Source organism: Cellulomonas sp. McL0606 (assembly GCF_058248365.1).
In genome coordinates, this window is sequence record NZ_CM177779.1 from 3,475,056 (window position 1) to 3,496,694 (window position 21,639).

22 protein-coding genes are annotated in these 21,639 nt (G+C 74.2%); 3 read left to right on the top strand and 19 right to left on the bottom strand.

Annotated features, from left to right (window positions below):
* From AC38ZX_RS17655 to AC38ZX_RS17690, 8 genes are all read right to left on the bottom strand, one after another.
* Nucleotides 1-1,233 (bottom strand): ABC transporter permease, encoded by a 1,233-nt coding sequence (locus tag AC38ZX_RS17655; RefSeq protein ID WP_491295341.1) that lies wholly within the window; start codon nucleotides 1,231-1,233, stop codon nucleotides 1-3.
* Nucleotides 1,230-1,979, bottom strand: coding sequence for an ABC transporter ATP-binding protein (locus AC38ZX_RS17660; protein ID WP_491295342.1), 750 nt, complete (start codon nucleotides 1,977-1,979; stop codon nucleotides 1,230-1,232). Before AC38ZX_RS17660 ends, AC38ZX_RS17655 begins: the two co-directional genes overlap by 4 nt.
* Nucleotides 1,972-3,246 (bottom strand): efflux RND transporter periplasmic adaptor subunit, encoded by a 1,275-nt coding sequence (locus AC38ZX_RS17665; RefSeq protein ID WP_491295343.1) that lies wholly within the window; start codon nucleotides 3,244-3,246, stop codon nucleotides 1,972-1,974. Before AC38ZX_RS17665 ends, AC38ZX_RS17660 begins: the two co-directional genes overlap by 8 nt.
* 73 nt (nucleotides 3,247-3,319) lie before the next feature.
* On the bottom strand, nucleotides 3,320-4,867 hold the full coding sequence (locus AC38ZX_RS17670; RefSeq protein ID WP_491295344.1) for a DUF7059 domain-containing protein: 1,548 nt from the start codon (nucleotides 4,865-4,867) through the stop codon (nucleotides 3,320-3,322).
* Nucleotides 4,868-4,880: 13 nt separating this feature from the next.
* Nucleotides 4,881-5,519, bottom strand: a complete 639-nt coding sequence (locus tag AC38ZX_RS17675; protein WP_491295345.1) for an endonuclease/exonuclease/phosphatase family protein — start codon at nucleotides 5,517-5,519, stop codon at nucleotides 4,881-4,883.
* Complete coding sequence (locus tag AC38ZX_RS17680) at nucleotides 5,516-5,773, bottom strand: MarR family winged helix-turn-helix transcriptional regulator (protein WP_491295346.1); 258 nt, start codon at nucleotides 5,771-5,773, stop codon at nucleotides 5,516-5,518. The genes AC38ZX_RS17675 and AC38ZX_RS17680 overlap by 4 nt, the downstream gene beginning before the upstream one ends.
* Nucleotides 5,774-5,982: 209 nt before the next feature.
* On the bottom strand, nucleotides 5,983-8,265 hold the full coding sequence (locus AC38ZX_RS17685; RefSeq protein WP_491297472.1) for a sodium-translocating pyrophosphatase: 2,283 nt from the start codon (nucleotides 8,263-8,265) through the stop codon (nucleotides 5,983-5,985).
* A 291-nt stretch (nucleotides 8,266-8,556) separates the two neighbouring features.
* Nucleotides 8,557-8,784, bottom strand: a complete 228-nt coding sequence (locus AC38ZX_RS17690; protein WP_491295347.1) for an STAS domain-containing protein — start codon at nucleotides 8,782-8,784, stop codon at nucleotides 8,557-8,559.
* 203 nt (nucleotides 8,785-8,987) lie between these two features.
* Between AC38ZX_RS17690 and AC38ZX_RS17695 the strand changes: the two genes are divergently transcribed.
* Nucleotides 8,988-9,896 carry an SDR family oxidoreductase gene (locus AC38ZX_RS17695; protein ID WP_491295348.1) on the top strand — a complete coding sequence of 303 codons (909 nt, stop codon included), beginning with the start codon at nucleotides 8,988-8,990 and terminating at the stop codon, nucleotides 9,894-9,896.
* A 53-nt stretch (nucleotides 9,897-9,949) separates the two neighbouring features.
* On the opposite strand, the gene AC38ZX_RS17700 is transcribed toward AC38ZX_RS17695, so the two are convergent.
* Genes AC38ZX_RS17700 through AC38ZX_RS17710 form a run of 3 tightly spaced genes read right to left on the bottom strand, consistent with a single transcriptional unit; the run spans nucleotide 9,950 to nucleotide 12,327 of the window.
* Entirely contained in the window at nucleotides 9,950-10,795 is an 846-nt protein-coding gene (locus tag AC38ZX_RS17700) for a 5-oxoprolinase subunit C family protein (protein WP_491295349.1), read from the bottom strand.
* Nucleotides 10,792-11,508, bottom strand: a complete 717-nt coding sequence (locus tag AC38ZX_RS17705; protein WP_491295350.1) for a 5-oxoprolinase subunit B family protein — start codon at nucleotides 11,506-11,508, stop codon at nucleotides 10,792-10,794. Before AC38ZX_RS17705 ends, AC38ZX_RS17700 begins: the two co-directional genes overlap by 4 nt.
* Nucleotides 11,509-11,565: 57 nt before the next feature.
* Nucleotides 11,566-12,327: a LamB/YcsF family protein gene (locus AC38ZX_RS17710; protein WP_491295351.1), complete on the bottom strand. Its 762-nt coding sequence runs from the start codon at nucleotides 12,325-12,327 to the stop codon at nucleotides 11,566-11,568.
* Between the two features lie 42 nt (nucleotides 12,328-12,369).
* Here AC38ZX_RS17710 and AC38ZX_RS17715 point away from each other — a divergent pair, with 42 nt between their 5' ends.
* Nucleotides 12,370-14,937 (top strand): DEAD/DEAH box helicase, encoded by a 2,568-nt coding sequence (locus AC38ZX_RS17715; RefSeq protein WP_491295352.1) that lies wholly within the window; start codon nucleotides 12,370-12,372, stop codon nucleotides 14,935-14,937.
* 108 nt (nucleotides 14,938-15,045) lie between these two features.
* Here AC38ZX_RS17715 and AC38ZX_RS17720 read toward each other — a convergent pair whose 3' ends face one another.
* The 7 genes from AC38ZX_RS17720 to ssd form a co-directional block, all read right to left on the bottom strand.
* Entirely contained in the window at nucleotides 15,046-15,507 is a 462-nt protein-coding gene (locus AC38ZX_RS17720) for an Rv3654c family TadE-like protein (protein ID WP_491295353.1), read from the bottom strand.
* On the bottom strand, nucleotides 15,504-15,839 hold the full coding sequence (locus AC38ZX_RS17725; RefSeq protein WP_491295354.1) for a TadE family type IV pilus minor pilin: 336 nt from the start codon (nucleotides 15,837-15,839) through the stop codon (nucleotides 15,504-15,506). Before AC38ZX_RS17725 ends, AC38ZX_RS17720 begins: the two co-directional genes overlap by 4 nt.
* A complete protein-coding gene (locus AC38ZX_RS17730) occupies nucleotides 15,836-16,165 on the bottom strand; it encodes a DUF4244 domain-containing protein (RefSeq protein WP_491295355.1) in 330 nt (109 codons plus the stop codon). The genes AC38ZX_RS17725 and AC38ZX_RS17730 overlap by 4 nt, the downstream gene beginning before the upstream one ends.
* Nucleotides 16,166-16,347: 182 nt before the next feature.
* Nucleotides 16,348-16,893, bottom strand: coding sequence for a type II secretion system F family protein (locus tag AC38ZX_RS17735; protein ID WP_491295356.1), 546 nt, complete (start codon nucleotides 16,891-16,893; stop codon nucleotides 16,348-16,350).
* Nucleotides 16,887-17,528 (bottom strand): type II secretion system F family protein, encoded by a 642-nt coding sequence (locus tag AC38ZX_RS17740; protein WP_491295357.1) that lies wholly within the window; start codon nucleotides 17,526-17,528, stop codon nucleotides 16,887-16,889. The genes AC38ZX_RS17735 and AC38ZX_RS17740 overlap by 7 nt, the downstream gene beginning before the upstream one ends.
* On the bottom strand, nucleotides 17,525-18,667 hold the full coding sequence (locus tag AC38ZX_RS17745) for a TadA family conjugal transfer-associated ATPase (RefSeq protein ID WP_491295358.1): 1,143 nt from the start codon (nucleotides 18,665-18,667) through the stop codon (nucleotides 17,525-17,527). Before AC38ZX_RS17745 ends, AC38ZX_RS17740 begins: the two co-directional genes overlap by 4 nt.
* On the bottom strand, nucleotides 18,664-19,335 hold the full coding sequence (gene ssd / locus AC38ZX_RS17750) for a septum site-determining protein Ssd (RefSeq protein ID WP_491295359.1): 672 nt from the start codon (nucleotides 19,333-19,335) through the stop codon (nucleotides 18,664-18,666). The genes AC38ZX_RS17745 and ssd overlap by 4 nt, the downstream gene beginning before the upstream one ends.
* 198 nt (nucleotides 19,336-19,533) lie before the next feature.
* On the opposite strand from ssd, the gene AC38ZX_RS17755 reads away from it, so the two are divergent.
* Nucleotides 19,534-20,349 (top strand): HAD family hydrolase, encoded by an 816-nt coding sequence (locus AC38ZX_RS17755; protein WP_491295360.1) that lies wholly within the window; start codon nucleotides 19,534-19,536, stop codon nucleotides 20,347-20,349.
* Between the two features lie 389 nt (nucleotides 20,350-20,738).
* Here the strand turns inward: AC38ZX_RS17755 and AC38ZX_RS17760 are convergent, their stop codons facing one another.
* Nucleotides 20,739-21,590, bottom strand: a complete 852-nt coding sequence (locus AC38ZX_RS17760; RefSeq protein ID WP_491295361.1) for a Fic family protein — start codon at nucleotides 21,588-21,590, stop codon at nucleotides 20,739-20,741.
* Between the last annotated feature and the right edge of the window lie 49 nt (nucleotides 21,591-21,639).

A 21,639-nucleotide genomic window follows, 5' to 3' on the forward strand; every position in this document is an offset into this window, starting at 1 on the left:
TTACTCCGCGCGCAGCGCGTCGATGGGGGCCAGTCGCGCGGCGCGCGTGGCGGGGTAGACGCCGAAGACCAGGCCGATGCCCATCGCGATCACGACGGCACCGACGACCGCGGCGCCGGACACGACCACGGACGTGTCGAGCAGGCCGGGCAGGATCTGGGCGGCGATGATGCCGAGCGCCGCACCGAGCAGCCCTCCGGACAGGCCGAGCACGGTGGCCTCGACCAGGAACTGGCGGCGGATGGCCCATGGCGGGGCGCCCAGCGCCTTGCGCAGACCGATCTCACGCGTCCGCTCGGTGACCGACACCAGCATGATGTTCATGACGCCGATGCCGCCCACCAGCAGGGACAGGGCAGCGATGCCGGTGAGCAGGACCGTCAGCGTCTTGTAGACCGCCGTCGCCGTCGACACCAGCGCGTCCTGGCTGTTGATGGTGAAGTCGGCGCTCTCGGAGCTCGTGATGCCGTGCAGGTTCAGCAGGAGCGTGTCGGCCTCCTGGTAGGCGGCGTTCAGCTGGTCGGTCGACGCGGCCTGGATGTAGATCGTCGACACCGCGTTCCGGCTCAGACCGCCCGTCAGGGAGTCCGCCGCTGTCGACATCGGAATGATGGCGACGTCGTCGAGGTCGCTGTCCCCCGACGCGCCCTGGGCCGCCAGCACGCCGACCACCTGCAGGTCCGTGTCGTCCACGGTGACGGTCTGGCCCACCACCCGCGTGGTGCCGAACAGCTCGGTGGCCGTCTCCGGGCCGAGCACGACGACCTTCGCGCGGTTCGCCTCGTCGGCGGCGGTGAAGAACGCGCCCGACGCGACCGTCCGGCCGCGCACGGCGAGCCAGTCGTCCGTGGTGCCCGTGACCTGGGTGGTCCAGTTGGTGGTGCCGGCGACGAGCGAGGCGGACGACGTCTTCTCGGCCGTGACCTTGCCGATGTCCGGGGCGTTCACGGACGAGGCCAGCGCCTCGGCGTCGGCCGTGGTCAGCGTGGTCCGCGATCCGAAGCCGCCGCGGATGCCGGCGGTCGTGGTGCTGCTGCCCGGCTTGACGATCAGCAGGTTGCTGCCGAGCTGGCTGATCTGCGCGCTGACGTCCTTCTGCGTGCCGAGCCCGAGCCCGACGGTCAGGATCACGGCCGCGATCCCGATGAGGATGCCGAGCACCGTGAGGATGGAGCGCAGCGCGTGCGTGTGCACGGCCGCCCAACCCGTGCGGAGGGTCTCCGTCCAGGTCATCGGGCACCGCCGTCCGACGTGCCGGCCGTCGTGATCTGACCGTCCATCACGCGCACCACCCGCTCGGCGCGCTCGGCAACCTCGAGCTCGTGCGTGATGAGCACGATCGTGCGGCCCTGCGCGTGCAGCTCGTCGAAGAGCCCGAGGATCTCGTGCGTCGACGACGAGTCGAGGTTGCCCGTCGGCTCGTCGGCAAGGAGCAGGGCGGGCTCGCCGACGAGGGCGCGGGCCACCGCGACCCGCTGCTGCTGGCCGCCGGACAGCCCACCGGGCCGGTTGGCCAGGCGGTCGCCCAGACCCACGCGCTCGAGGGCCGCGGTCGCCCGCACCTTGCGCTCCGAGCCGTGCACCCGGCCGTACATCAGCGGCAGCTCCACGTTGCGCAGCGCCGACAGGGACGGCAGCAGGTTGAACTGCTGGAACACGAACCCGATGCGCCGGTTGCGGATGTCGGCCAGGTCGATCTCGTCCAGCTCGCCCACGTCCTCGCCAGCCAGGTGATACGAGCCGCGGGTCAGGGTGTCGAGGCAGCCGAGGATGTTCATCAGCGTCGACTTGCCCGACCCCGACGGACCCATGACGGCCACGTACTCGCCCTGGTCGATCCGCAGGTCGACGCCCTTGAGCGCCTCGAACTCGATGCTGCCGGAGGTGTACGTCTTGCCGACGCCGACCAGGTCGATGACGGGCGCGCCCGCATCGGTCGCGGCCTCGTCGGGAAAGAAGGGGAGGGTCAGCTCAGCCATTCGTCGAACCGCCGCCCTGCCTGCTGAACTGGGCGCCGCCGGTCCCGCCGGTCCCGCCCGTGCCGCCGGTACCGCCGGTACCGCCGTAGAAGAACTGCCCGCCGCCGGGGAACTCGCCGGTGCGGTTGCCGCGGTTGGTGCCGGTGCCGCTTCCGGCGCCCGGCGTGAAGACCACCAGCACCACGTTGTCGCCCTCGGCGACGCCCTTGGTGATCTCCGTGAGGTTGCCGGAGGTCTCCCCGACCGTCACGTCGACGGTGGTGATCTTGCCCTCGGCGTCCTCCTCCTTCACGGTCGACTTCCCGTCGGCCGTGGTGACCGCGAGGCTCGGCACGGTGAGCACGTTCGCCCGGCGCTCGTAGATGAGCTTCACGGTCGCCGTGACGCCGTCGTGCAGGCCGGCCTGGTCACCCGTGACCGCGACCGTCACCGGGTAGGCCGCGACGCCGGAGTCGCTGGTGGACAGCAGGCCGATCGCGCTGATCGTGCCGAAGATCGGCGTCGTCGCGCCGTCGAGCGTGACGTCCGCCTGGTCCCCGACCGCGATGAGCGAGACGTCCGCGTCGGAGACCGTGACGTCGACCTTCCAGTTGGTGGTGTCGACGATCGTGAACTGCGCCGTGCTGCTGCTGCTGCTGCTGTTGCTGCTGCTGCTGTTGCTACTGCTGCTGCTGCTCGGGTTCTGCCCCTGCGACGACGACGAACCGCTGACCGCGTCCCCCACCTCGAGGTTGACCGCGGTGACCAGGCCGGCGACCGGCGCGACCAGCGTCGCCCCGTTCATGGCCGTCTGCGCGGTGTCGACACCCGACTGCGCGACGTCGACCTGCGCCTGCGCCGCCGCGATCTGCGCGGTCCGTGCGGCCGACGCCGGCGTGACCGCCGTCGCGTCGGACAGCTTGGCCTGGGCGCTCGCGAGCGTCGACTTCGCCTGCAGGAGGTCCGCCTGGAGCGCCAGGGTGTCGACGGTCGCGAGCGTCTGCCCGGCGGTCACCGTCTGCCCCACGGCGACCGGCACGCCCGTGACCGTCCCGCTGACCGCGAAGTTCACGTCCTGCTGCACGGTCGGCGTCAGCGTGCCGCTGCCCGAGACGGACTTCTCCATCGTCGTCAGGCTCGCGGCGACCGTCCGGGTGATCGGTGCGGCGGTCGCGGCGGAGGCGTCCCGGATGCCGAACCACCAGATCGCCGCCGCCGCGATCGCCACGACGACCACCGCCCCGAGAGTCCGGGTGAGCGGACTCGTCCGCTGCCATGCGCGCTGCATTCTTCGTCCTCACGTCTGTGACCAGGCCAATCAACCTGGGCTGAACGTAGGGACGTGCCCTGGACGGTCGGTGTCACCGACCTGTGGTTGACCTGTGAGTAGTTCCAGGCCCCGCCGACGGGAGAAGGAGGCCGTCGCGGACCAGACCGCGGGTCGAGGGCAGGATGTCGGCGGCGACCGCGTCGGCGCCCACGTCGAGCAACGCACCGAGGGCGTTCACGATCTGGCCCACGGAGAGGTCGCCGTCGCAGGCGCCGACGAACCCCGCGAGCGCGGTACCGGCCTGCACCGCCCGGCCGAATCCGCCGCCCTGGCGCAGCAGGACGACCTGCGGGTCGCTCTCGCCCGGCGTCAGGTAGCGCTCCTCGGTCACGTCCGGCGCGACCACCAGGTGCGACGCCAGAAGACCGTCGTCGTCGTGGAACTCAAGCCAGTCGTGCGCCTCGAGCGACGCGGCGATGGCCGGTCCGAGCGGCTGCCGGACCGTGCCGGTGACCTCCTCCAGCCGTCGCAGCGACGGGGCGCCCGACAACGGTCGGCGCAGGGTCAGCACGCCGAAGCCGATCGCCTCGACGTCCCGGGAGGCGAAGTCGTCGAGCCACGAGCCGTAGCGGGACGCCCAGGCCGCGCGGTCGCGGTCCGGCGTCGTGCCGCCGTCGCGGATCCACGTCTCGGCGTACTGCGCGGGGTCCTGCAGCTCGCGCTGGACCACCCAGCCGTCCAGCCCGGACGCGTCGAGCCAGCCGCCCACGCGCTCGTGCCACTGCTCGCCGCGGCGGACCTCCCAGTTGCCCAGCAGCTGCGCGACCCCGCCCGGCGCCAGCACCGCCCCGACGCCCTCGACGAGCACCTGCACGATCGCGTCCCCGGCACGCCCGCCGTCGCGGTACTCGTACGCGGGCATGCCGGGCGTCCGCGGGGTGATGACGAACGGCGGGTTGCTGACGACGAGGTCGAAGCGCTCGTCGGCCACCGGCTCCAGCATCGAGCCGTCGCGAAGCTCCAGGACGACGCCCGCGAGCAGCGCGTTGAACCGCGCGAACTCCAGCGCCCGCAGCGAGATGTCGGTGCCGATGACCCGCCGGGAGTGGCGCGACGCGTGGAGCGCCTGGATGCCGCAGCCCGTGCCGATGTCGAGCACCAGCGCCCGAGGGTCGCGGACCGTGACCTGCGCGAGCGTGGTCGAGGCGCCGCCGACGCCGAGCACGTGGTCGGTGCGCAGCGGGCGCCCGGTGGCCAGCTCGCCCAGGTCGGACGCGATCCACCAGTCGACCTCGCCCCCGCCGTCGACCGCCGAGTACGGGCGCAGGTCGACGAGGGCGCGCACCTGGTCACCGCCCGTCTCGACGAGCCCGAGCGCGACGGCACCGTCGATGCCGAGAGTCGGCAGGGCCGCGACCACTGCCGACGCCGGAACCACGGCACCGAGCAGGAACGCTCGCACCAGCGTCGCGACGGCGTCGCCGGAACCTGCGGTGGCACGCAGCGCGGGGACCGGCTCCTCCCGGTGCAGGGCGTCCGAGGCGATCGACCCGAGCGCCTCCTCGACACCGGCGACGCCGTAGCCGGCGACCCTCAGGTCGTCGCGGAGCCGGTCGATCAGGACGAGGTCGTGTTCCACGTGCCTCAGTGTGTCAGTGCAGGTCGGCGACGATCGGCCGGTGGTCGCTGCCGGCCTCGACCTCCGGGCCGTCCGGTACGAACGCGCCCGCGACCGTCAGGTCCGGCGTGGGGAGCACGGCGTCGATGCGTTGCACGGGTCGGGTCGACGGGAACGTCGGACCGGTCGGCACGGCCGCTGCCCCGAGGTGCGCCGCGAGCCGCGCCCACGCCGGTCCGTCGGGCCGCTCGTTGATGTCGCCGAGCACCACGGTCCGGGTCGTCGGGACGACCTCGGCGAGCAGCCGGGTCAGGTGCGCGGCGCGTTCGGCGCGGTCCAGCGAGAAGTGGACGACGACGACGGTGATCCCGTCGACGACTGCCACCGAGACACCGCGACGTGTGGTGCCCGGCCGCCAGGACAGCCGGACCGCCCGCGCGTCCCGGACCGTCGACGGGTCCCGGACCAGCAGCGCGGTCGTGCGCGCGCCCCGGCCGCTGACCACGGGCACGAGCCCGACGGACGCACCGAACCGCCGCATCCGGCACCGCCCGAACGGGCCGCGGGGCGGCTCCTGGACGGCGAGCACGTACGGCTCGGACGCCCGGACGACCGCCGCAGCCGCACGTGCCGAGAGATGCAACCCCTTGAGGTTGTACGTCATCAGCCTCATGCGCCGAGAGCCGCGAGCAGGCGCCCGAGCTCGACCAGGTCGCGGTCGGAGAGCGTGGCGAACGCCGAGTCCTCGGCCAGCGTGTCGGCGGTGCGCGCGCGGGTGGCCCGGCCCTGCGGCGTGAGCGTGACGATCCTCGACCGGCGATCGAGCGGATCCTCCGCGCGGTCCACCAGCCCGAGCGCAGCGAGCCGCTCCACCAGCGTCGTGACGTTCGACCGGTCGCAGTGCATCGCCAGGGCCAGATCCTTCATGGCCGGCGGGGGAGCTCTCGGGGTCGAGGTTCCACAGGAACTCGGCGAGCGGTCCGGTCAGCCCGCTCGGCCGCACCCGCTCGTCCACGTCGTTGCCGATCACGCGCGAGCACGCGGCGAACGCTGTCGCGACCTGCCGGACCAGCTCGTTGCGCTGCACCCACGACACCCTAGCGAGGCCCCCGTGCGGTCGACCGGGGGCCTCCGCATCACCCGGCGAGGAGCTTCTCGGCCTCGCGGGTCAGGTCGCCCTTGTCGTCGCGAGCCGCCCGCAGCCGGGACGCGATGACCGCGCCGAAGGCGATGAGAGCGGCCACCGCCGCGATGATGATCCGCAACGTCGGGCTGGCGGAGTCGCCGAGCGTCACGGACACCACAGCCGGGGCGATCAGCAGCGCGACCAGGTTCATGACCTTGATCAGCGGGTTGATGGCCGGGCCGGCGGTGTCCTTGAACGGGTCGCCGACGGTGTCGCCGATGACCGCGGCCGCGTGGGCGTCGGAGCCCTTGCCGCCGAAGTTGCCGTCCTCGACGATCTTCTTCGCGTTGTCCCAGGCACCGCCCGAGTTGGCCAGGAAGACCGCCATGAGGACGCCGGTGCCGATCGCGCCGCCGAGGAAGCCGGCGAGCGGTCCGACCCCGAGGCCGAACCCGACCGCGATGGGCGCGAACGCAGCGAGCAGGCCCGGGGTGGCCAGCTCGCGCAGGGAGTCGCGGGTGCAGATGTCGACGACGCGGCCGTACTCGGGGCGGACCTCGTAGGTCATGATCCCGGGGTTCTCGCGGAACTGGCGGCGCACCTCGAACACGATGGCGCCCGCGGCGCGGGTGACCGCGTCGATCGCGAGGCCGGAGAACAGGAACACCGTCGCCCCGCCCAGGATCACGCCGACGAGCGTCACGGGGCTGATGATCTGGTAGTTGACCATCGCCTGGATGATGTCGCTGCCGGGGACCGCCGCCCCGGGCTTCCAGTCGGGGACCGCCTTGCCGATCGCGGTCAGGACGGCCTCCTGGTAGGAGCCGAACAGGGCCGTCGCGGCGAGCACGGCGGTCGCGATCGCGATGCCCTTGGTCACGGCCTTCGTCGTGTTGCCGACGGCGTCCAGGTCGGTGAGGATCTGCGCGCCCTCCGGCGTCACGTCGCCCGACATCTCGGCGATCCCCTGCGCGTTGTCGCTGACGGGGCCGAACGTGTCCATGGCGACGATCACGCCGACCGTGGTGAGCAGGCCGCAGCCGGCGACGGCGATGAGGAAGAGCGCGAGCGTGACCGAACCGCCGGCGAGCAGGAAGACCCCGCAGATCGCCGCCGCGATGATGCCCGCCGTGTAGACGGCGGACTCGAAGCCGACGCCGATGCCCGACAGGACGACCGTGGCCGCACCGGTGAGCGTGGTGCGCGCGACGTGCAGCGTCGGCTTGCTCGTCGTGCCCGTGAAGTAGCCGGTGACCCACAAGATGATGCCCGCCAGGACCACGCCGATCGCGACCGCGACCGAGGCGACCAGGCGCGGGTCGCCGGAGTGGTCGGCCAGGGACCCGCCGTCGAAGCCGGCGAACGTGTCCGGGAGGTAGACGTAGGCGGCGATCGCGGAGAGCAGGACGCCAACCAGCGCGGAGATGTAGAACCCCCGGTTGATTGCGGCGAGGCCGGACTCGGAGCCGCGCACACGGGTGATCAGCACGCCGAGCACCGCGACGATCGCACCCATCGCGGTGACGACGAGCGGGAACACCAGGCCCTGCTCGCCGAACGCGACCTTGCCCAGGATGAGGGCCGCGACGAGCGTCACGGCGTAGGACTCGAACAGGTCCGCAGCCATGCCCGCGCAGTCGCCGACGTTGTCGCCCACGTTGTCCGCGATGGTCGCGGCGTTGCGCGGGTCGTCCTCGGGGATGCCCTGCTCGACCTTGCCGACGAGGTCGGCACCGACGTCGGCGGCCTTGGTGAAGATGCCGCCGCCGACGCGCATGAACATGGCGAGCAGCGCGGCGCCGAAGCCGAAGCCTTCGAGCACCGCGGGCGCCTGCTCCTTGTAGATGAGCACCACCGACGACGCACCGAGCAGGCCGAGGCCGACCACGCTCATGCCGACGAACCCGCCGGTGCGGAACGCGATGCGCGCGCCCTCGGCCCGACCGCCCGGCTGCGAGGCGGCCGCGGCGACCCGCAGGTTCGCCCGCGTGGCCAGCCACATGCCGAGGTACCCGATCGTCGCGGAGAAGACCGCACCGACCAGGAAGTAGATCGACCGGCCGACCTTGACGCCGCCGTCTCCCGGCAGCAGGAACAGCAGGCCGCAGACGACGACCGCGAAGACCGCCAGGGTGCGGAACTGCCGGCTCAGGTACGCCGACGCCCCCTCCTGGACCGCCTTGGCGATGTCCTGCATCTTCTCGGTGCCCTCACCGGCCGCCAGCACCTGCCGACGAAGTACGACAGCGATGATCAGAGACACGACGGCGATCGCCGCGATGACCCCGACGATCGTGAGGCTCGTGGAACCGAGGCTCGACCATGCATCCTCCTCGACACCGGTGCGGACCCCCCGGACCGCGACCTGTCAGACAGCCCCGTTGCTGTGTGACCCGGGCGAGTCTAGCCATGAGATGTGACCTGGATCGCACCGCGACGCGTCCATCGTGTGACCACTGCGCAACGACAGGCGACGTCCCTGTGGGTCACTCACCTCGACCCGGGGCGCGACTCGAGCGGGCCCGGACCGTGGAGCCCGACCTCGCGGTAGGCGCGCCCGACGTCGCCGGGTTTCACCCGCGGCTCACGCGCCGAGCGCGGCCTCGAGGGTGTCGTGGACCGTGAACACCTGCAGCAAGGCGGTCAAGCGCAGGACCTTGAGCAGGCGCTCGTTGTCGATGACCAGCTGCAACGTGCCGCCCTGCATCCGTACCTTCTTCAGGGTGCCGACGAGCAGGCCGAGGCCCGTCGAGTCCATGAACGTCACCGCCCGCAGGTCGATCACGAGGTCGGTGCGCTCCCGCTCCAGCACGCTCGAGAAGCTCGTCGCGCAGCGCGTCGGCGCTCGACACGTCGATCTCGCCGGCCACCTCGACGACGGTCCAGGAACCGACGTCCCGGCTGGTCACGCGAACGTCCACGGATCCTCCTCTGCTAGGCATTCAAACAGATGGGGCCCGTCCGACGCCGATCTCGCGACCACCGGGTGTCCGAGGCGGTGGGTACCGTCGCCCGATGGACGAGCTGAGGGGAAAGGTCGCCCTCGTCGCGGGTGCGACGCGCGGCGCGGGCCGGGGCATCGCGGTCGCCCTGGGCGAGGCGGGCGCGACGGTGTACTGCACCGGGCGCAGCAGCGCGGGAGGTCGCTCCACGGGCGATCGCCCCGAGACCATCGAGGAGACGGCCGCAAGAGTGACTGCCGCCGGCGGGACGGGAGTCGCGGTCCGCGTGGACCACGGGGTTCCCGACGAGGTCGCGGCGCTGGTCGACCGGATGGCCGCCGCGCACGGGCGGCTCGACGTGCTGGTCAACGACCTCTGGGGTGGCGAGCACCTGATCGAGTGGGACGTGCCCGTGTGGGAGCACGACCTGGCCGGTGGCCTGCGGATGTTCGACAACGTGACGCGGACGCACCTGATCACCAACCACTTCGCCCTGGCGCTCCTCTCCAAGACGCCGGGCGGGCTCGTAGTCGAGATGACCGACGGGACCCGGCAGTACAACGACGCGACGTACCGGGTGTCGACGTTCTACGACCTGGCCAAGACCGTGCCGCTGCGCCTCGCGTTCACCCTGGCCCGTGAGCTGGCGCCCGTGGGCGGGACGGCCGTCGCGCTCACCCCCGGCTGGCTGCGCTCGGAGGGCATGCTCGAGCACATGGGGGTGACGGAGGAGACCTGGCAGGACGCCGCCGACCGGCACTTCGCCGCGATCTCCGAGAGCCCGCTGTTCGTCGGGCGGGCAGTGGTCGCGTTGGCGGCCGACCCGGACGTGCACCGGCGCACCGGCGGCTCGTTCTCGTCGGGCGGGCTGGCCCAGGAGTACGGGTTCACCGACGTCGACGGATCGCGGCCGGACTGCTGGCGGTACCTGGTCGAGGTGCAGGACGCCGGGTTGCCGGCAGATGCGGCGGGCTACCGCTGACGTCGCGCTCAGCGGTTGCCGGCGGATGCGGCGGGCCACCGCGGACGTCGCACTCAGCCGACGACGAACCGCACGTGCTCGCCAGGGCGCACCTGGCCGAGCCGGTCGAGCGCGCGGCCGCGCACGACCGCGAGGACCGGGTAACCGCCCGTCACCGGATGGTCGACGCCGAAGACGACCGGCTGCCCGTCGGGCGGTATCTGCACGGCACCGGGGACCAGGCCCGCCGACGGCAGCTCCCGGTGCTCGTGTCGCGGGACGGCGGTCCCGGACAGCCGCAGCGCGACGCGGTTCGTCTCGGGCGTCACCGTGAACTCGTGCGCGCACAGGACCGCGAGACCGTCGTCGAACCAGTCGGCCTGCGGACCTGGTTGGACGGGCAGCACGACGTGCGTCGGCCACGAGTGCTCGGGGGCCAGCTCGACCACGGGCCAGCGGTCCGGCGCCGGCCCGACCGGGAGCACGTCGCCGGCCGCGAGCGGCGGCGGACCGAGGCCAGTCAGCTGGTCCGTGGACCGCGAACCCAGGACGGGCGGCACGTCGATCCCACCCCGCACCGCGACGTAGGACCGCAGCCCGACCGGCGACGTGCCCACCCGCAGCTCCGCGCCGGCCGCGAGCTCGAGGACCGCGTTGTGGGCGACCGGCGTCCCGTCCACCCACACGGGACCCGGAGCACCGGTGACGGCGAGGGTGCTGTCGTCCAGCACACGGACGCGCAGTCCGCCCAGCAGGACCTCCAGGCTCGCGGCGCCGTCGTGGTTGGCGACGAGCCGGTTGCCCAGGCGCAGCGACCCGGCGTCGGCCGCACCCGCGCGACCGACCCCGACGTGCGCCCAGCCCGGCCGCCCGAGGTCCTGGACCAGCGTGAGGACGCCCGGATCGAGTACCTGGATCATCGCGTCGCCACGAACCGGACCCGGGTGCCCGGCTGCAGCAACGCCGGCGGGTCGCGGTCGACGTCGAACAGCCGGGCCGCGCACGTCCCGAGCAGCCGCCAGCCACCCGGGCTGGCCGCCGGGTAGATCGCGCTGAACCCGTCGGCGATCGCCACCGAACCCGCCGGGACCTTCTGCCGGGGTGAAGCCAGTCGTGGGACGCGCAGCGCCGGGTCCAGGCCGGTCAGGTAGGCGAAGCCGGGCATGAAGCCGCCGAACGCGACCGTGTACAGCACCGCGGTGTGCCGGGCGACGACCTCCGACGTCGTGAGCCCCGTCAGCCCGGAGACGCCGGCCAGGTCCGCGCCGTCGTAGGTGACGTCGAGGGTGACCAACGCGCCGACGGTCCGGGTCGCCTCCCCCCGCCGTTCCGCCCAGGCCGCCGCGACAACCGGGACCAGCGCTCCCGGGTCCGCACCCGGCGCCACCCGCAGCAGGAGCGTGCGTGCCGCCGGGACCTGGTCGACGATGGTCGCGACGACGGCCCGATGGTCCGTGCCGGGCGCGTCCACGGCGCTCGGCGCTCGTCGCGTGCTCGTCGTGCCTGTCGTGTGCGCGGTGCGCAGGGCCCGGATCGCGTCGTCCAGCGCGCGGACGGCGGTGAGGTCGGCGAGCTCGACGAGCACGGCGTCGTCGCCGAACGGAAGTACGCGGGGCTGTTCTTCGGCGCTCATGTCATCCCTGCTGCGCTCATGCCGTCCCCCGTTGCGCTCATGTTGTCTCTACTGCGCTCATGTCGTCGCGAAGGCGTGGACGGCGACGCCGGACTCCTCGAGCGCGCGCCGCACGCTGCGGGCGAGAGCCAGAGCGCCTGGCGTGTCCGAGTGGACGCACACGGACTCGGCACGCACGTCGACGTCCGTCCCGTCGACGGAGGTCACGACCCCCGCCTCGGCGATCCGGACCACCCGGGCTGCGACCTGCGCCGCGTCCGTGAGCAGCGCACCGTCCTGCGAGCGCGGGACGAGCGTCCCGTCGGCGCGATAGCCGCGGTCGGCGAACGCCTCCGCGACCGTGCGCAACCCCTTCGCCAGCGCCAGCGCCAGCACGGCCGAACCGGGCAGGCCGACGACGGGCAGGTCGACGGCCTCCACGACCGCCCGCGCGTGCGCCTCGTCGTGCACCACCGTGTTGTACAGCGCTCCGTGCGGCTTGACGTAGGCGACCGAGGCGCCCACGCTGCGCGCGACCGCCTGCAACGCGCCCAGCTGGTAGGCCACCTGCGCCCGGAGCACGTCCGACGGCACGTCGAGCGCGCGGCGGCCGAAGTGGTCGCGGTCGAGGTAGGACACGTGCGCGCCGATCGCCACGCCACGGGCCGCGGCGGCCCGGCACACCGCCGCCATCACGCGCGCGTCGCCGGCGTGGAAGCCGCAGGCCACGTTCGCACTCGTCACGACGCCGAGCAGCAGCGTGTCCAGACCGTCGACGCCCGGTTCCCACGGGTCGACGTCCTCGCCGAGGTCGCAGTTCAGGTCGATGCGCGCCGCCATACCCTGATCCTGCCTGACGGACCGCGGTGCGAGGATTGCGCGGTGGTCGGGACCGGCGAGCTGCTGGACGTGCTGCTCGCGGGAGGCCGACGAGCCGACCGGCTGACCCACGTCCGACACCTGCCTGCCCGCGCGGGCACCCAGGCGGACTGGCCGACCTGGGCGGACGGCGACCTGGTGCGCGGGTACCGGGCGCTCGGCGTGGACCGCCCGTGGACGCACCAGGTGTCGGCCGCGGACGCCGCGTGGTCCGGCCGGCACACGGTCCTGGCCACCTCCACCGGGTCCGGCAAGTCGCTCGCGTTCTGGCTGCCGGCGCTCTCCCGCGTCCGCGCGGCCGCCGCGCGCTCGACCCTCGACCCGGGACGCATCGAGTCGCTGACCCGGCGCGCCACCACGCTCTACCTGTGCCCGACCAAGGCCCTGGCCGCCGACCAGCTCGTCGCGCTCGACCGGTTGCTCGTCGCCTCCGGCACGACGGACACGCGCATCGCGACCTGCGACGGGGACACCTCGCTCGAAGAGCGCCGCTGGGTGCAGGAGTACGCCGACGTCGTGCTCACCAATCCCGACTTCCTGCACTTCGCGCTCCTGCCGCAGCACCGGCGGTGGGCGCGACTGCTCGGGTCGCTGCAGTTTGTCGTGCTCGACGAGTGCCACGCCTTCCGCGGCGTCTTCGGCGCACACGTCGGGCTCGTCCTGCGGCGCCTGCGTCGACTGGCCGAGTCGTACGGCGCGACACCGACCTTCCTGCTGGCCTCGGCGACCACGTCGGACCCCGCGGTCAGCGCCGCCCGGCTGATCGGCGTCGACCCGTCCGTCGTGCAGGCCGTGACCGACGACGCCTCCCCCGCCGGGCGCAAGACGTTCGTCCTGTGGCAGCCGCCCGAGCTGCCCGGCGTCGCGTACCCGTCCTCCGACGACGACCCATGGACCACCGACCTGCCCCTGCCGGACCTGGCCCGAGCGCCCGGCTCGCTCGCGCCTCCGGCGCCGGACGACGTCTGGGGAGACTCCTCGCCGACCCCCGGCACCGCGCCGACCGCACAGCCCGGTCTGGTCGTCGGACGCGAGGGTTCGGGCCCGCTCGGGACCGGGGAGCGCGTAGTCAGCGAGCCCGCCGACCGTCCCCGGCGCACCGCGACCGCCGAGATCGCCGACCTGCTGGCCGACCTCACGATCGCGGGCGCCCGCACGCTGGCGTTCACGCGCTCGCGCCGCGGCGCCGAGTCCGTCGCGGCGTCGACCCGGGGGCACCTGGAAGAGGTCGACCCGTCCCTCGGCCGCAGGGTCTCGGCCTACCGCGGCGGCTACCTGCCAGAAGAGCGGCGCGCGTTGGAGCACGCCATCCGGACCGGGGCCCTGTTGTCGCTGGCGACGACGAACGCGCTCGAGCTCGGCGTCGACATCTCCGGGCTCGACGCGGTCCTCATCGCGGGCTGGCCCGGCACGCGGGTATCCCTGTGGCAGCAGGCCGGCCGCGCGGGCAGGGCCGGCTCGGACGGCCTCGTCGCGCTCGTCGCCCGCGAGGACCCGCTGGACACCTTCCTCGTGCACCACCCGGAGGCCATCTTCGACACCCCCGTCGAGGCCACCGTCTTCGACACCACGAACCCGTACGTCCTGGCCCCGCACCTGTGCGCCGCCGCCGCCGAGCTGCCCCTGCGGTTCGAGGAGCTCGACCGGTTCGGCCCCCGCACGTTCGAGCTGCTCGGCGAGCTGGTCGACCGTGGCGCCCTGCGGCGGCGGCCCTCCGGCTGGTACTGGACCCGCAACGAGGCGGCCAGCCGGCTGACCGACCTGCGCGGATCGGGGGGCGATCCCGTCCGCGTCGTGGAGTCGGTGACCGGCCGCCTGCTCGGCACCGTGGATGCCGCGTCCGCCGACTCGACCGTGCACACCGGTGCCGTCTACGTGCACCAGGGCGCGACATTCGTCGTCGACGAGCTGCGGCTCGAGGACGGTGTCGCCCTCGTCACCCGGCGCGACGTCGACTACGGCACCTGGGCCCGCTACGCGACGAGCACCGAGATCCGGTCGGTCGACGCCCAGGTCCCCTGGGGCCCGGTGACGTGGGGGTTCGGCGCGGTCGACGTGACCACCCAGGTCACCGGATACCAGCGCAAACGCATCCCCGACCTGCAGATCCTGGGCAACGAGACCCTCGACCTCCCGGCCCGGACCCTGCGCACGACAGCCGTCTGGTGGACCGCACCGCCGTCCGTCCTGGAGGCCGCGGGCGTCGACGCCGAGACCGTCCCGGGGGCCCTGCACGCCGCCGAGCACGCCTCGATCGGGCTCCTCCCGCTGCTCGCCACGTGCGACCGGTGGGACCTGGGCGGCCTGTCCACGGCGCTGCACGTCGACACCGGGACGGCCACCGTCTTCGTGCACGACGGCTATCCCGGCGGCGCGGGCTTCGCGGAACGCGGGTTCACGCTGGGTGCCACCTGGTTGCGCGCCACCCGCGACGCCATCGCCTCCTGCCGCTGCGTCTCCGGATGCCCGGCCTGCGTCCAGTCGCCCAAGTGCGGCAACGCGAACAACCCCCTGGAGAAGGCCGCCGCGGTCCGCCTGCTCGACGCGGTCCTCGCCCACGCGCCCGCCTGATCGTTTCGGCTGACCCCCGGGCGGCGCACGGTCACCGGTTACCGGTCACCCGTCACAGGTCAGCCGTCACAGGTCACCGGTCACAGGTCAGCCGTCACAGGTCACCGGTCACCCGTCGCTCCGGGCCGACACCGGACCCGCCCGCGCCTCCGCCGAGGCCGAACCGATCCGGGTCGCCACCTCGACCCGGACCCGCACGACCCCGCCGCCCTCGTCGACGCACGCCACCAACCGGCCGCCGTTGCGCACGGCCGTCTGGCCGGCCATCCCGCACGCGTCACCGCCACCGAGCGGAAGGAGCCGGGTCGCCGCAGCGAGCGCAGCCAGGTCGGAGGCCGCCTGCGCCCGTGCCCGGGCCGACTGCGCCGACGCCAGCACCCCGAGGAAGCCCATCAGGAGCATCACGACGCAGACGAGCCCCAGGAGGAGCACCGTGCCGGAGCCCTCGTCGCCCGACGGCCACCTCCTGGTCCGGCCGTCGCCCCGCGACCCGAGGCCGTCTCGGCACCCGTCGGCGAGCCACCGAGGCCGCGCTCGAACGACGACCCATCGGCGCGACCGTGCACTCATGGCTCGTCCCGGGCGACCGCCGTCGACGCGGAGCGCAGCGGCACCCCCCGCCACGGGCCGACATTCGCCGAGACCGTGACGCTCGCCCAGCCGTCCGCCCGCGACACGCTCACCGCGGCCCCCGCACCGGCGACCCGCTGCGCCGTGGCCACGACGGTGGCGTCGTCCTGTCCCAGCGCCGCCGACCGGGCACCCGCCCGGGCACCATCGGCGCAGCGAGTCTGCGTGATGGCCGACGCCGAGACGGCGAGCAGCGCGACGAGCACGAGGACCACCGCCGGCAGCCCGACGGCGAGCTCGGCGGTGACGCTCCCCCGGTCCTCCCGGCTCACTGGCCCAGCGCCTGCCGGATGATGGCGAGCAGGAAGCCCTTCACCTCGTCGCCACGCAGGATGACCACGAGCAGCCCGGCGAACCCGACCGCGGCGAGCGTCGCGATCGCGTACTCGGCGGTCGCCATCCCCGCCTCGGCGAGCTCGTCGCGCACGTGCAGCCCGCGGTCCCGCACCGTCCGCGTGAAATCCGGCAGCACCGCCCGACGACGAGCCACCAGCCGCGGTTCCAGGAAGTGCACGGACCGGTCCGCCGACATCGGCTCCTGCCACGGCGGCGCGGCCCGGTCGTCGGCACCACCGGTCGGCTCGTCGCTACTCGTCATCTCGCTCTCCCCTCGTCGTTGCGCCGACGCTTCGGCGCATCCCGTGGCGACGCGGCCCATCCGGCGTCGCCCTCAGCCTCCGTCGCGCACGGCGGCCGCAACCGGCGCCACAGACCCCGTGCCCCAGACCAGGGCTGTGGACGCGTCAGTCACGGGAGCGAGCCCGCGCACGCTGCCGTCCGTCAGCCACCGCCGAACAGCGCCGTCGCGAGGCTGAGCACCATCGGCACGAGCCCGAGCAGGACGAATGCCGGCAGGAAGCACAGGCCGAGCGGCAGGACGAGCTGCACGCCGAGGGCGCCGGCGGCCGCGCGGGCGCGCACGCGACGGCGTCGGCGTAGCTCGTCGGCGCGAGCGCGCAGCGCGGGGCCCGGCGCCGAGCCGGTGGTCCAGCTGGCCTCGAGCACGTCGGCGACGTCCACGAGGGACGCGGGCGATCCCGCCCAGGCCGACCGCCACGACGCCCCGAGCAGCAGCGACGCCGAGACCCGCGCGAGGCAGTCACCCGCCGGCCCGCGCACCGCCGACCCGACCGCGGCCAGCGCCCGCGGCACGGACGCACCCGTCGAGAGCGCCACCTCGACGAGGTCCAGCAAGAGCACGGGGTCCGACGGCGTCGGTGGCGCGGCCGCCCCGACACCGGCGGCCGGTGCCCGACGGGGGTGCCGGACCCACCACGGGCTCGTCGCACCGAGCACCGCGAGAGCGACGACGACCGCCGTCACCACCGGCCGTCCCCGACGTCGTCGCGCGCCGCCCGCGCCAGCAGCGACGCCGTCCACCACCGCCCGAGCACCACGAGCACCGCGCCGGCTATGGCCGCGAAGGTGCCGGTCCCGCCGCGGACGATCACGGCGACCGGGTCGGCACCGAGCGCCGCACCGAGCAGCAGGCCGAGCGCCGGGAGCCACACCAGCACCTGAGCGGTCGCACGCGGTCCGGCGAGCGCCGCGATCCGCTCGCCCTCGCTCTCCTCGTCGGCGGCGAGTCCCGCGCCCACCCGATCCAGGACCGTGGCCAGCGGGGCGCCCAGCTCCTCCGACAACCGGGCAGCCGCCACCACCGCAGCGGCCCGCTGGGTACGCGCCCCACGCCGCGCACGCGGGCCGGTGGACCGCTCGACCAACCCGGCGACGGTCGGGGCCCGACTGCCGAGGGCGCGTTGCCAGGCATCGGCGGGCGAGGCACCGGACCGCAGCTGAGCCGCCGCGCCGGCCACGACCGCCGACAGCTCCAGCGCCCGGGCCGGGGCTCGACGTGGCCGACCTCCTCCTGTCGTCGCCGGCCGTCCCACCCGTCGCGGCACCCGTACGCCGAGCACGACGACCGCCGCGGCGACTGCCAGGGCGACCAGGACGCTCACAGCCTGAGCCGTTCCGCGAGCACCGGCCAGCCCGGCCCACGCACGCACGCGCCGCCCGCATCCGCCCGGAGCGCGTCGACCACCTCGAGCGCCCCCGTGCCGGAGCGGCGGACCACGCCGACCTCCGCCACGTACCGCAGGCCCGCCGACCGTCGCAGGTGAAGCACGGCGTCGAGCGCGCTCGACGCCTGCGCCGCGACCGCGTCCCGGGACATGCCCGCCAACGCCGCCAGTGCCTCGAGCCGAGCCGGGACGTCCGCGGCGGTGTTCGCATGCACGGTCGCGCAGCCGCCGTCGTGGCCGGTGTTGAGGGCCGTCAGCACCTCGCGGACCTCGGCCCCTCGGCACTCACCCAGCACGATCCGGTCGGGCCGCATCCGGAGGGCCTGCCGCACCAGCTCGCTCAGCCCGACCGAGCCGGCACCGTCGACATTGGGTCGGCGTGCCACCAGCCGCACCACGTGGGGATGGTCCGGCCGCAGCTCGCCGGCCTCCTCGATCACGACGATCCGTTCGTCGTGCGGCACCACGGAGAGCAGGGCGGCCAGGAGGGTGGTCTTGCCCGACCCGGTGGCGCCCGAGACCAGCAGGTTCGCCCGGGCGGCGACCAGGGCCCGGACCACCGGTACGAGAGCCCGGGCGAGCATGCCGGACGCGACCAGCTCGTCGAGCGTGAAGGCACGGGTCCGCACCACCCGGAGGCTGAGCAGCACCCCGGCGCCGGCCACCGGCGGCAGGACCGCATGCAGGCGCGTGCCGTCGGGCAGACAGGCGTCGGCCGTGGGCGACGCGTCGTCGAGGCGTTGTCCGCCGGCGGCCGCGAGCCGGACCGCGAGCGTCCGCACGTCCGCCTCGGATCCCAGGTCCACGGCCGCCGGCATCAGCCGGCCGGCGCGCTCGACCCACACGTCGCTGGGGCCGTTGACCAGCACGTCGGTCACGTCCGGGTCGTCCAGCAGGGTCTGCAAGGGCCCCGCGCCGAACAGCTCGTCGCGCACCGAGCGCGAGGTCGCGAGCAGGGCGCTGGACCCGAGCACCAGACCCGACGAGCGTGCGGCCGCCTCGACCGCGACGTCCAGCGGGTCACCGACCCCGACCCGCGCGCGAACCCGGTCGAGGAACGCGGCGTCGAGGCTCACAGTACACCCCGCGCGAGGCGGCCGGCGGTCCGGGCGGTCCGGCCCCGCATCGCCAGCCCGCCGTGCTCGAGGGCCGACGGGAGACGGCGGTCCCGACGCAGGGAGCCGACGACCGGTAGGCCGACCGCTGCCGCGACCTCGGAGGCCCCGAGCCCGCCCGGCGCCGGCCCGCGCACGACGAGCCCGGCGTCGGGACCGAGGAACGGCCGCATGGCGAGGACGCCCGCCACCGAGCGCAGGTCCCGCGGCGCGACGACGAGCACCCTGTCGCACACGGCCACGAGCGACTCCCCTGCCACCACGGCCGAACGGTCCAGGTCCAGCACCACGGCGCCGACGGCCGCGCACAACCCGTGCAGCACGTCCGCCACCACCGCGGGCTCGGGCGCGCCGGATCGCGACCGGTCGGCGCTCAGCACCGCGCACGACCCCCAGCGGGGCAGGACCGCGACGACGTCGGCCCCCGGGACGTCGCCGCGCGCGTCGCGCAGGTCGGGCCACCGCACCCCGTCGATCCCCTCGAGCCCGAGCAGGACGTCGATCCCGCCCGAGCCGCGGTCGAGGTCCACGAGCACCGTCGCGGTTCGTCGGGCGAGCTGTCCGGCGAGCGCTGCGGCCAACGTCGACGCGCCCGCGCCGCCGCGCGCCCCCACGACCCCGAGCACCACGGCCACCATCTCCACCCCGTCCCGGCCGATCGGTCGCCGGCGCCCAGCCAGCCTGCATCGCCGGTCAGGGGGTCGACGAGGCCGATCTCCCGGCCCTTGCTGAGCGAGGGCTGTGGGCGGCTCGACCTGGTCATCCGTCACGTGTCGGTCAGTCCCGTTAGGCTCGCGGAGCACGCAGCCGACGACCCCCGGAGCACCATGGACGAGCAACAGACGCCGGCCGCGTCCGTGCCCCGGACCGCGGCGTTCTTCGACCTCGACAAGACGATCATCGCGACGTCGTCGGCCACCGCGTTCTCCCGGCCGTTCCTGGCGGAGGGGCTGCTCACGCGGCGGGCCGTGATGCGCAGCGCCTACGCCCAGCTGCTCTACCTGGTCGGGGGTGCCGACGAGGACCAGACCGAGCGGCTGCGCGCGCAGCTGAGCCGGATGGTCACCGGTTGGGACGTCGCCCAGGTGTCCTCGATCGTCGCGGAGACGCTGCACGAGTCGATCGACCCGACCGTCTATCTCGAGGCGGTGGCGCTGATCGACGAGCACCACGCGGCCGGCCGGGACGTCGTCGTCGTCTCGGCGTCCGGCTCGGAGGTCGTCGAGCCGATCGCGGCCGCGCTCGGTGCGGACCACGTGATCGCCACGCGCATGAACGTGGTGGACGGCCGGTACACCGGTGGCATCGACTTCTACGCCTACGGGGAGAACAAGGCGTCCGCGATCGCGGCGCTCGCCGACGCGCAGGGTTACGACCTGTCGGCCAGCTACGCGTACTCCGACTCGATCACGGACGCCCCGATGCTCGGCGTGGTCGGCCACGCCTTCGCGGTGAACCCCGATCGTGGACTGCGCCGGCTCGCGGCGGAGAAGGGCTGGGGCTCGCTCACCTTCGATCGGCCCGTGCCGTTGTTCTCGTTCCCCCGCCCCCCCGCCCGCGTCCTGACGTCCGGCGCCGTCGCCGTCGTGGTGGCGGCGCTCGTCGTGACGTGGCTCCTGCTCCGCCGTCGCCGCCGAAGCTGACAGCGGCGACCACCCGTCGAGAACACGCTGAATGGCGTCACAGCGATCGCGCCCAAGGTTGCGGTCGACGATGGTCCACAACCGGCGCGCCGCCCGTGACGAACGACAGCGCCCCCAACAGGGGCGCCGTCGCCAACGATGACCGGAGGGTGATCATGCGTGCACCGGTGTCGGTCGCGACGGGACCAGCCCGGTCGACCTGCCCATAGGTGGGCTCTCCTGCGCGTGGGTGCCCTCGCGGGTCATGCAGTTGTGACTCCCTTGCTACTCCGGTGCGACTCAGAAGGGAACCCCCACGGGCCGGACCGCAGGCCACAGCCACGCGGGCGCCGCATGCTGGGACACCCGTCCGCTGCGTGGGACAGGCTCCGAGCACCCCGGCGGCCGAGTCAGTCGGCGGGAAGCGCCCCGACGAGCACACCCTCGGCGACCGCGCGGGCCCGGTCGGCGCCCTCGACGACGGCCGCGGAGCAGGCCACGATCCAGGCCGCCACGCCCGCGGACGTGCCGGTGGCGAAGCCCGCCGCGGCTCCGAGGTACGGGTTCAGCGCCCGCGCCTCGATCACCGAACCCGTCGGGTCCAGGCCCCGGCTGGTGAGCAGGAGCCGAGCCACCGCACGCGCCACCACGCCGTTGCCCGCGCGGAACGGTCGCAGCGTCAGCAGCTCGGCGTGCACCACGGCGGCGACGACGAGCGCGGGCGTCGCCGCCGGGGCTGACGCCACCGTCGCGCCGAGCAGGTCGACGCGGGCCGCCAGCTCCGACCCGCCGAGCGCCGGTCCGAGCCCCGTCAGGTCGGCGGGCGGCAGGTCGACCCGCAGCCGTCCGACGTGCTCGGGGGGCAGCCAGCCCCCGGTCGCGGCGGCGTGCACGCGCGCGAGCAGCTGACCGAACGGCGGCAGCGCAACCGCACCGCGCGCCCCGAGGGTGGGCATCAGGCCCTCGACGACGACGGTCGCGCGCAGCGCACCGGTCACGACGGGCTCGTCGTCGAGAAGCCCGGACGGCACGGTGTGCCGGGTCGCGGTCCCGCCGGTGGCCAGCGCCCGCACGACGGACAGCGGGACGCGCGCCCCCTCCAGGGCGGCCGACTCCCGGGCGGACCGCAGCCCCGCCTCGGCCCGCACCTCGCGCCAGCGCCGTCGGTACGCCTCGTGCCAGCGCAGCTCCTCGCACGCGACCCGCGCGCGCTCGACGGCGTCGAGCACACCGGGCAGCAGCAGCAGAGGTTCGAGACTCACGCGCGTCACCCTACGAGCCAGTACGCCCGCGAAAGCGACACAATGGCGA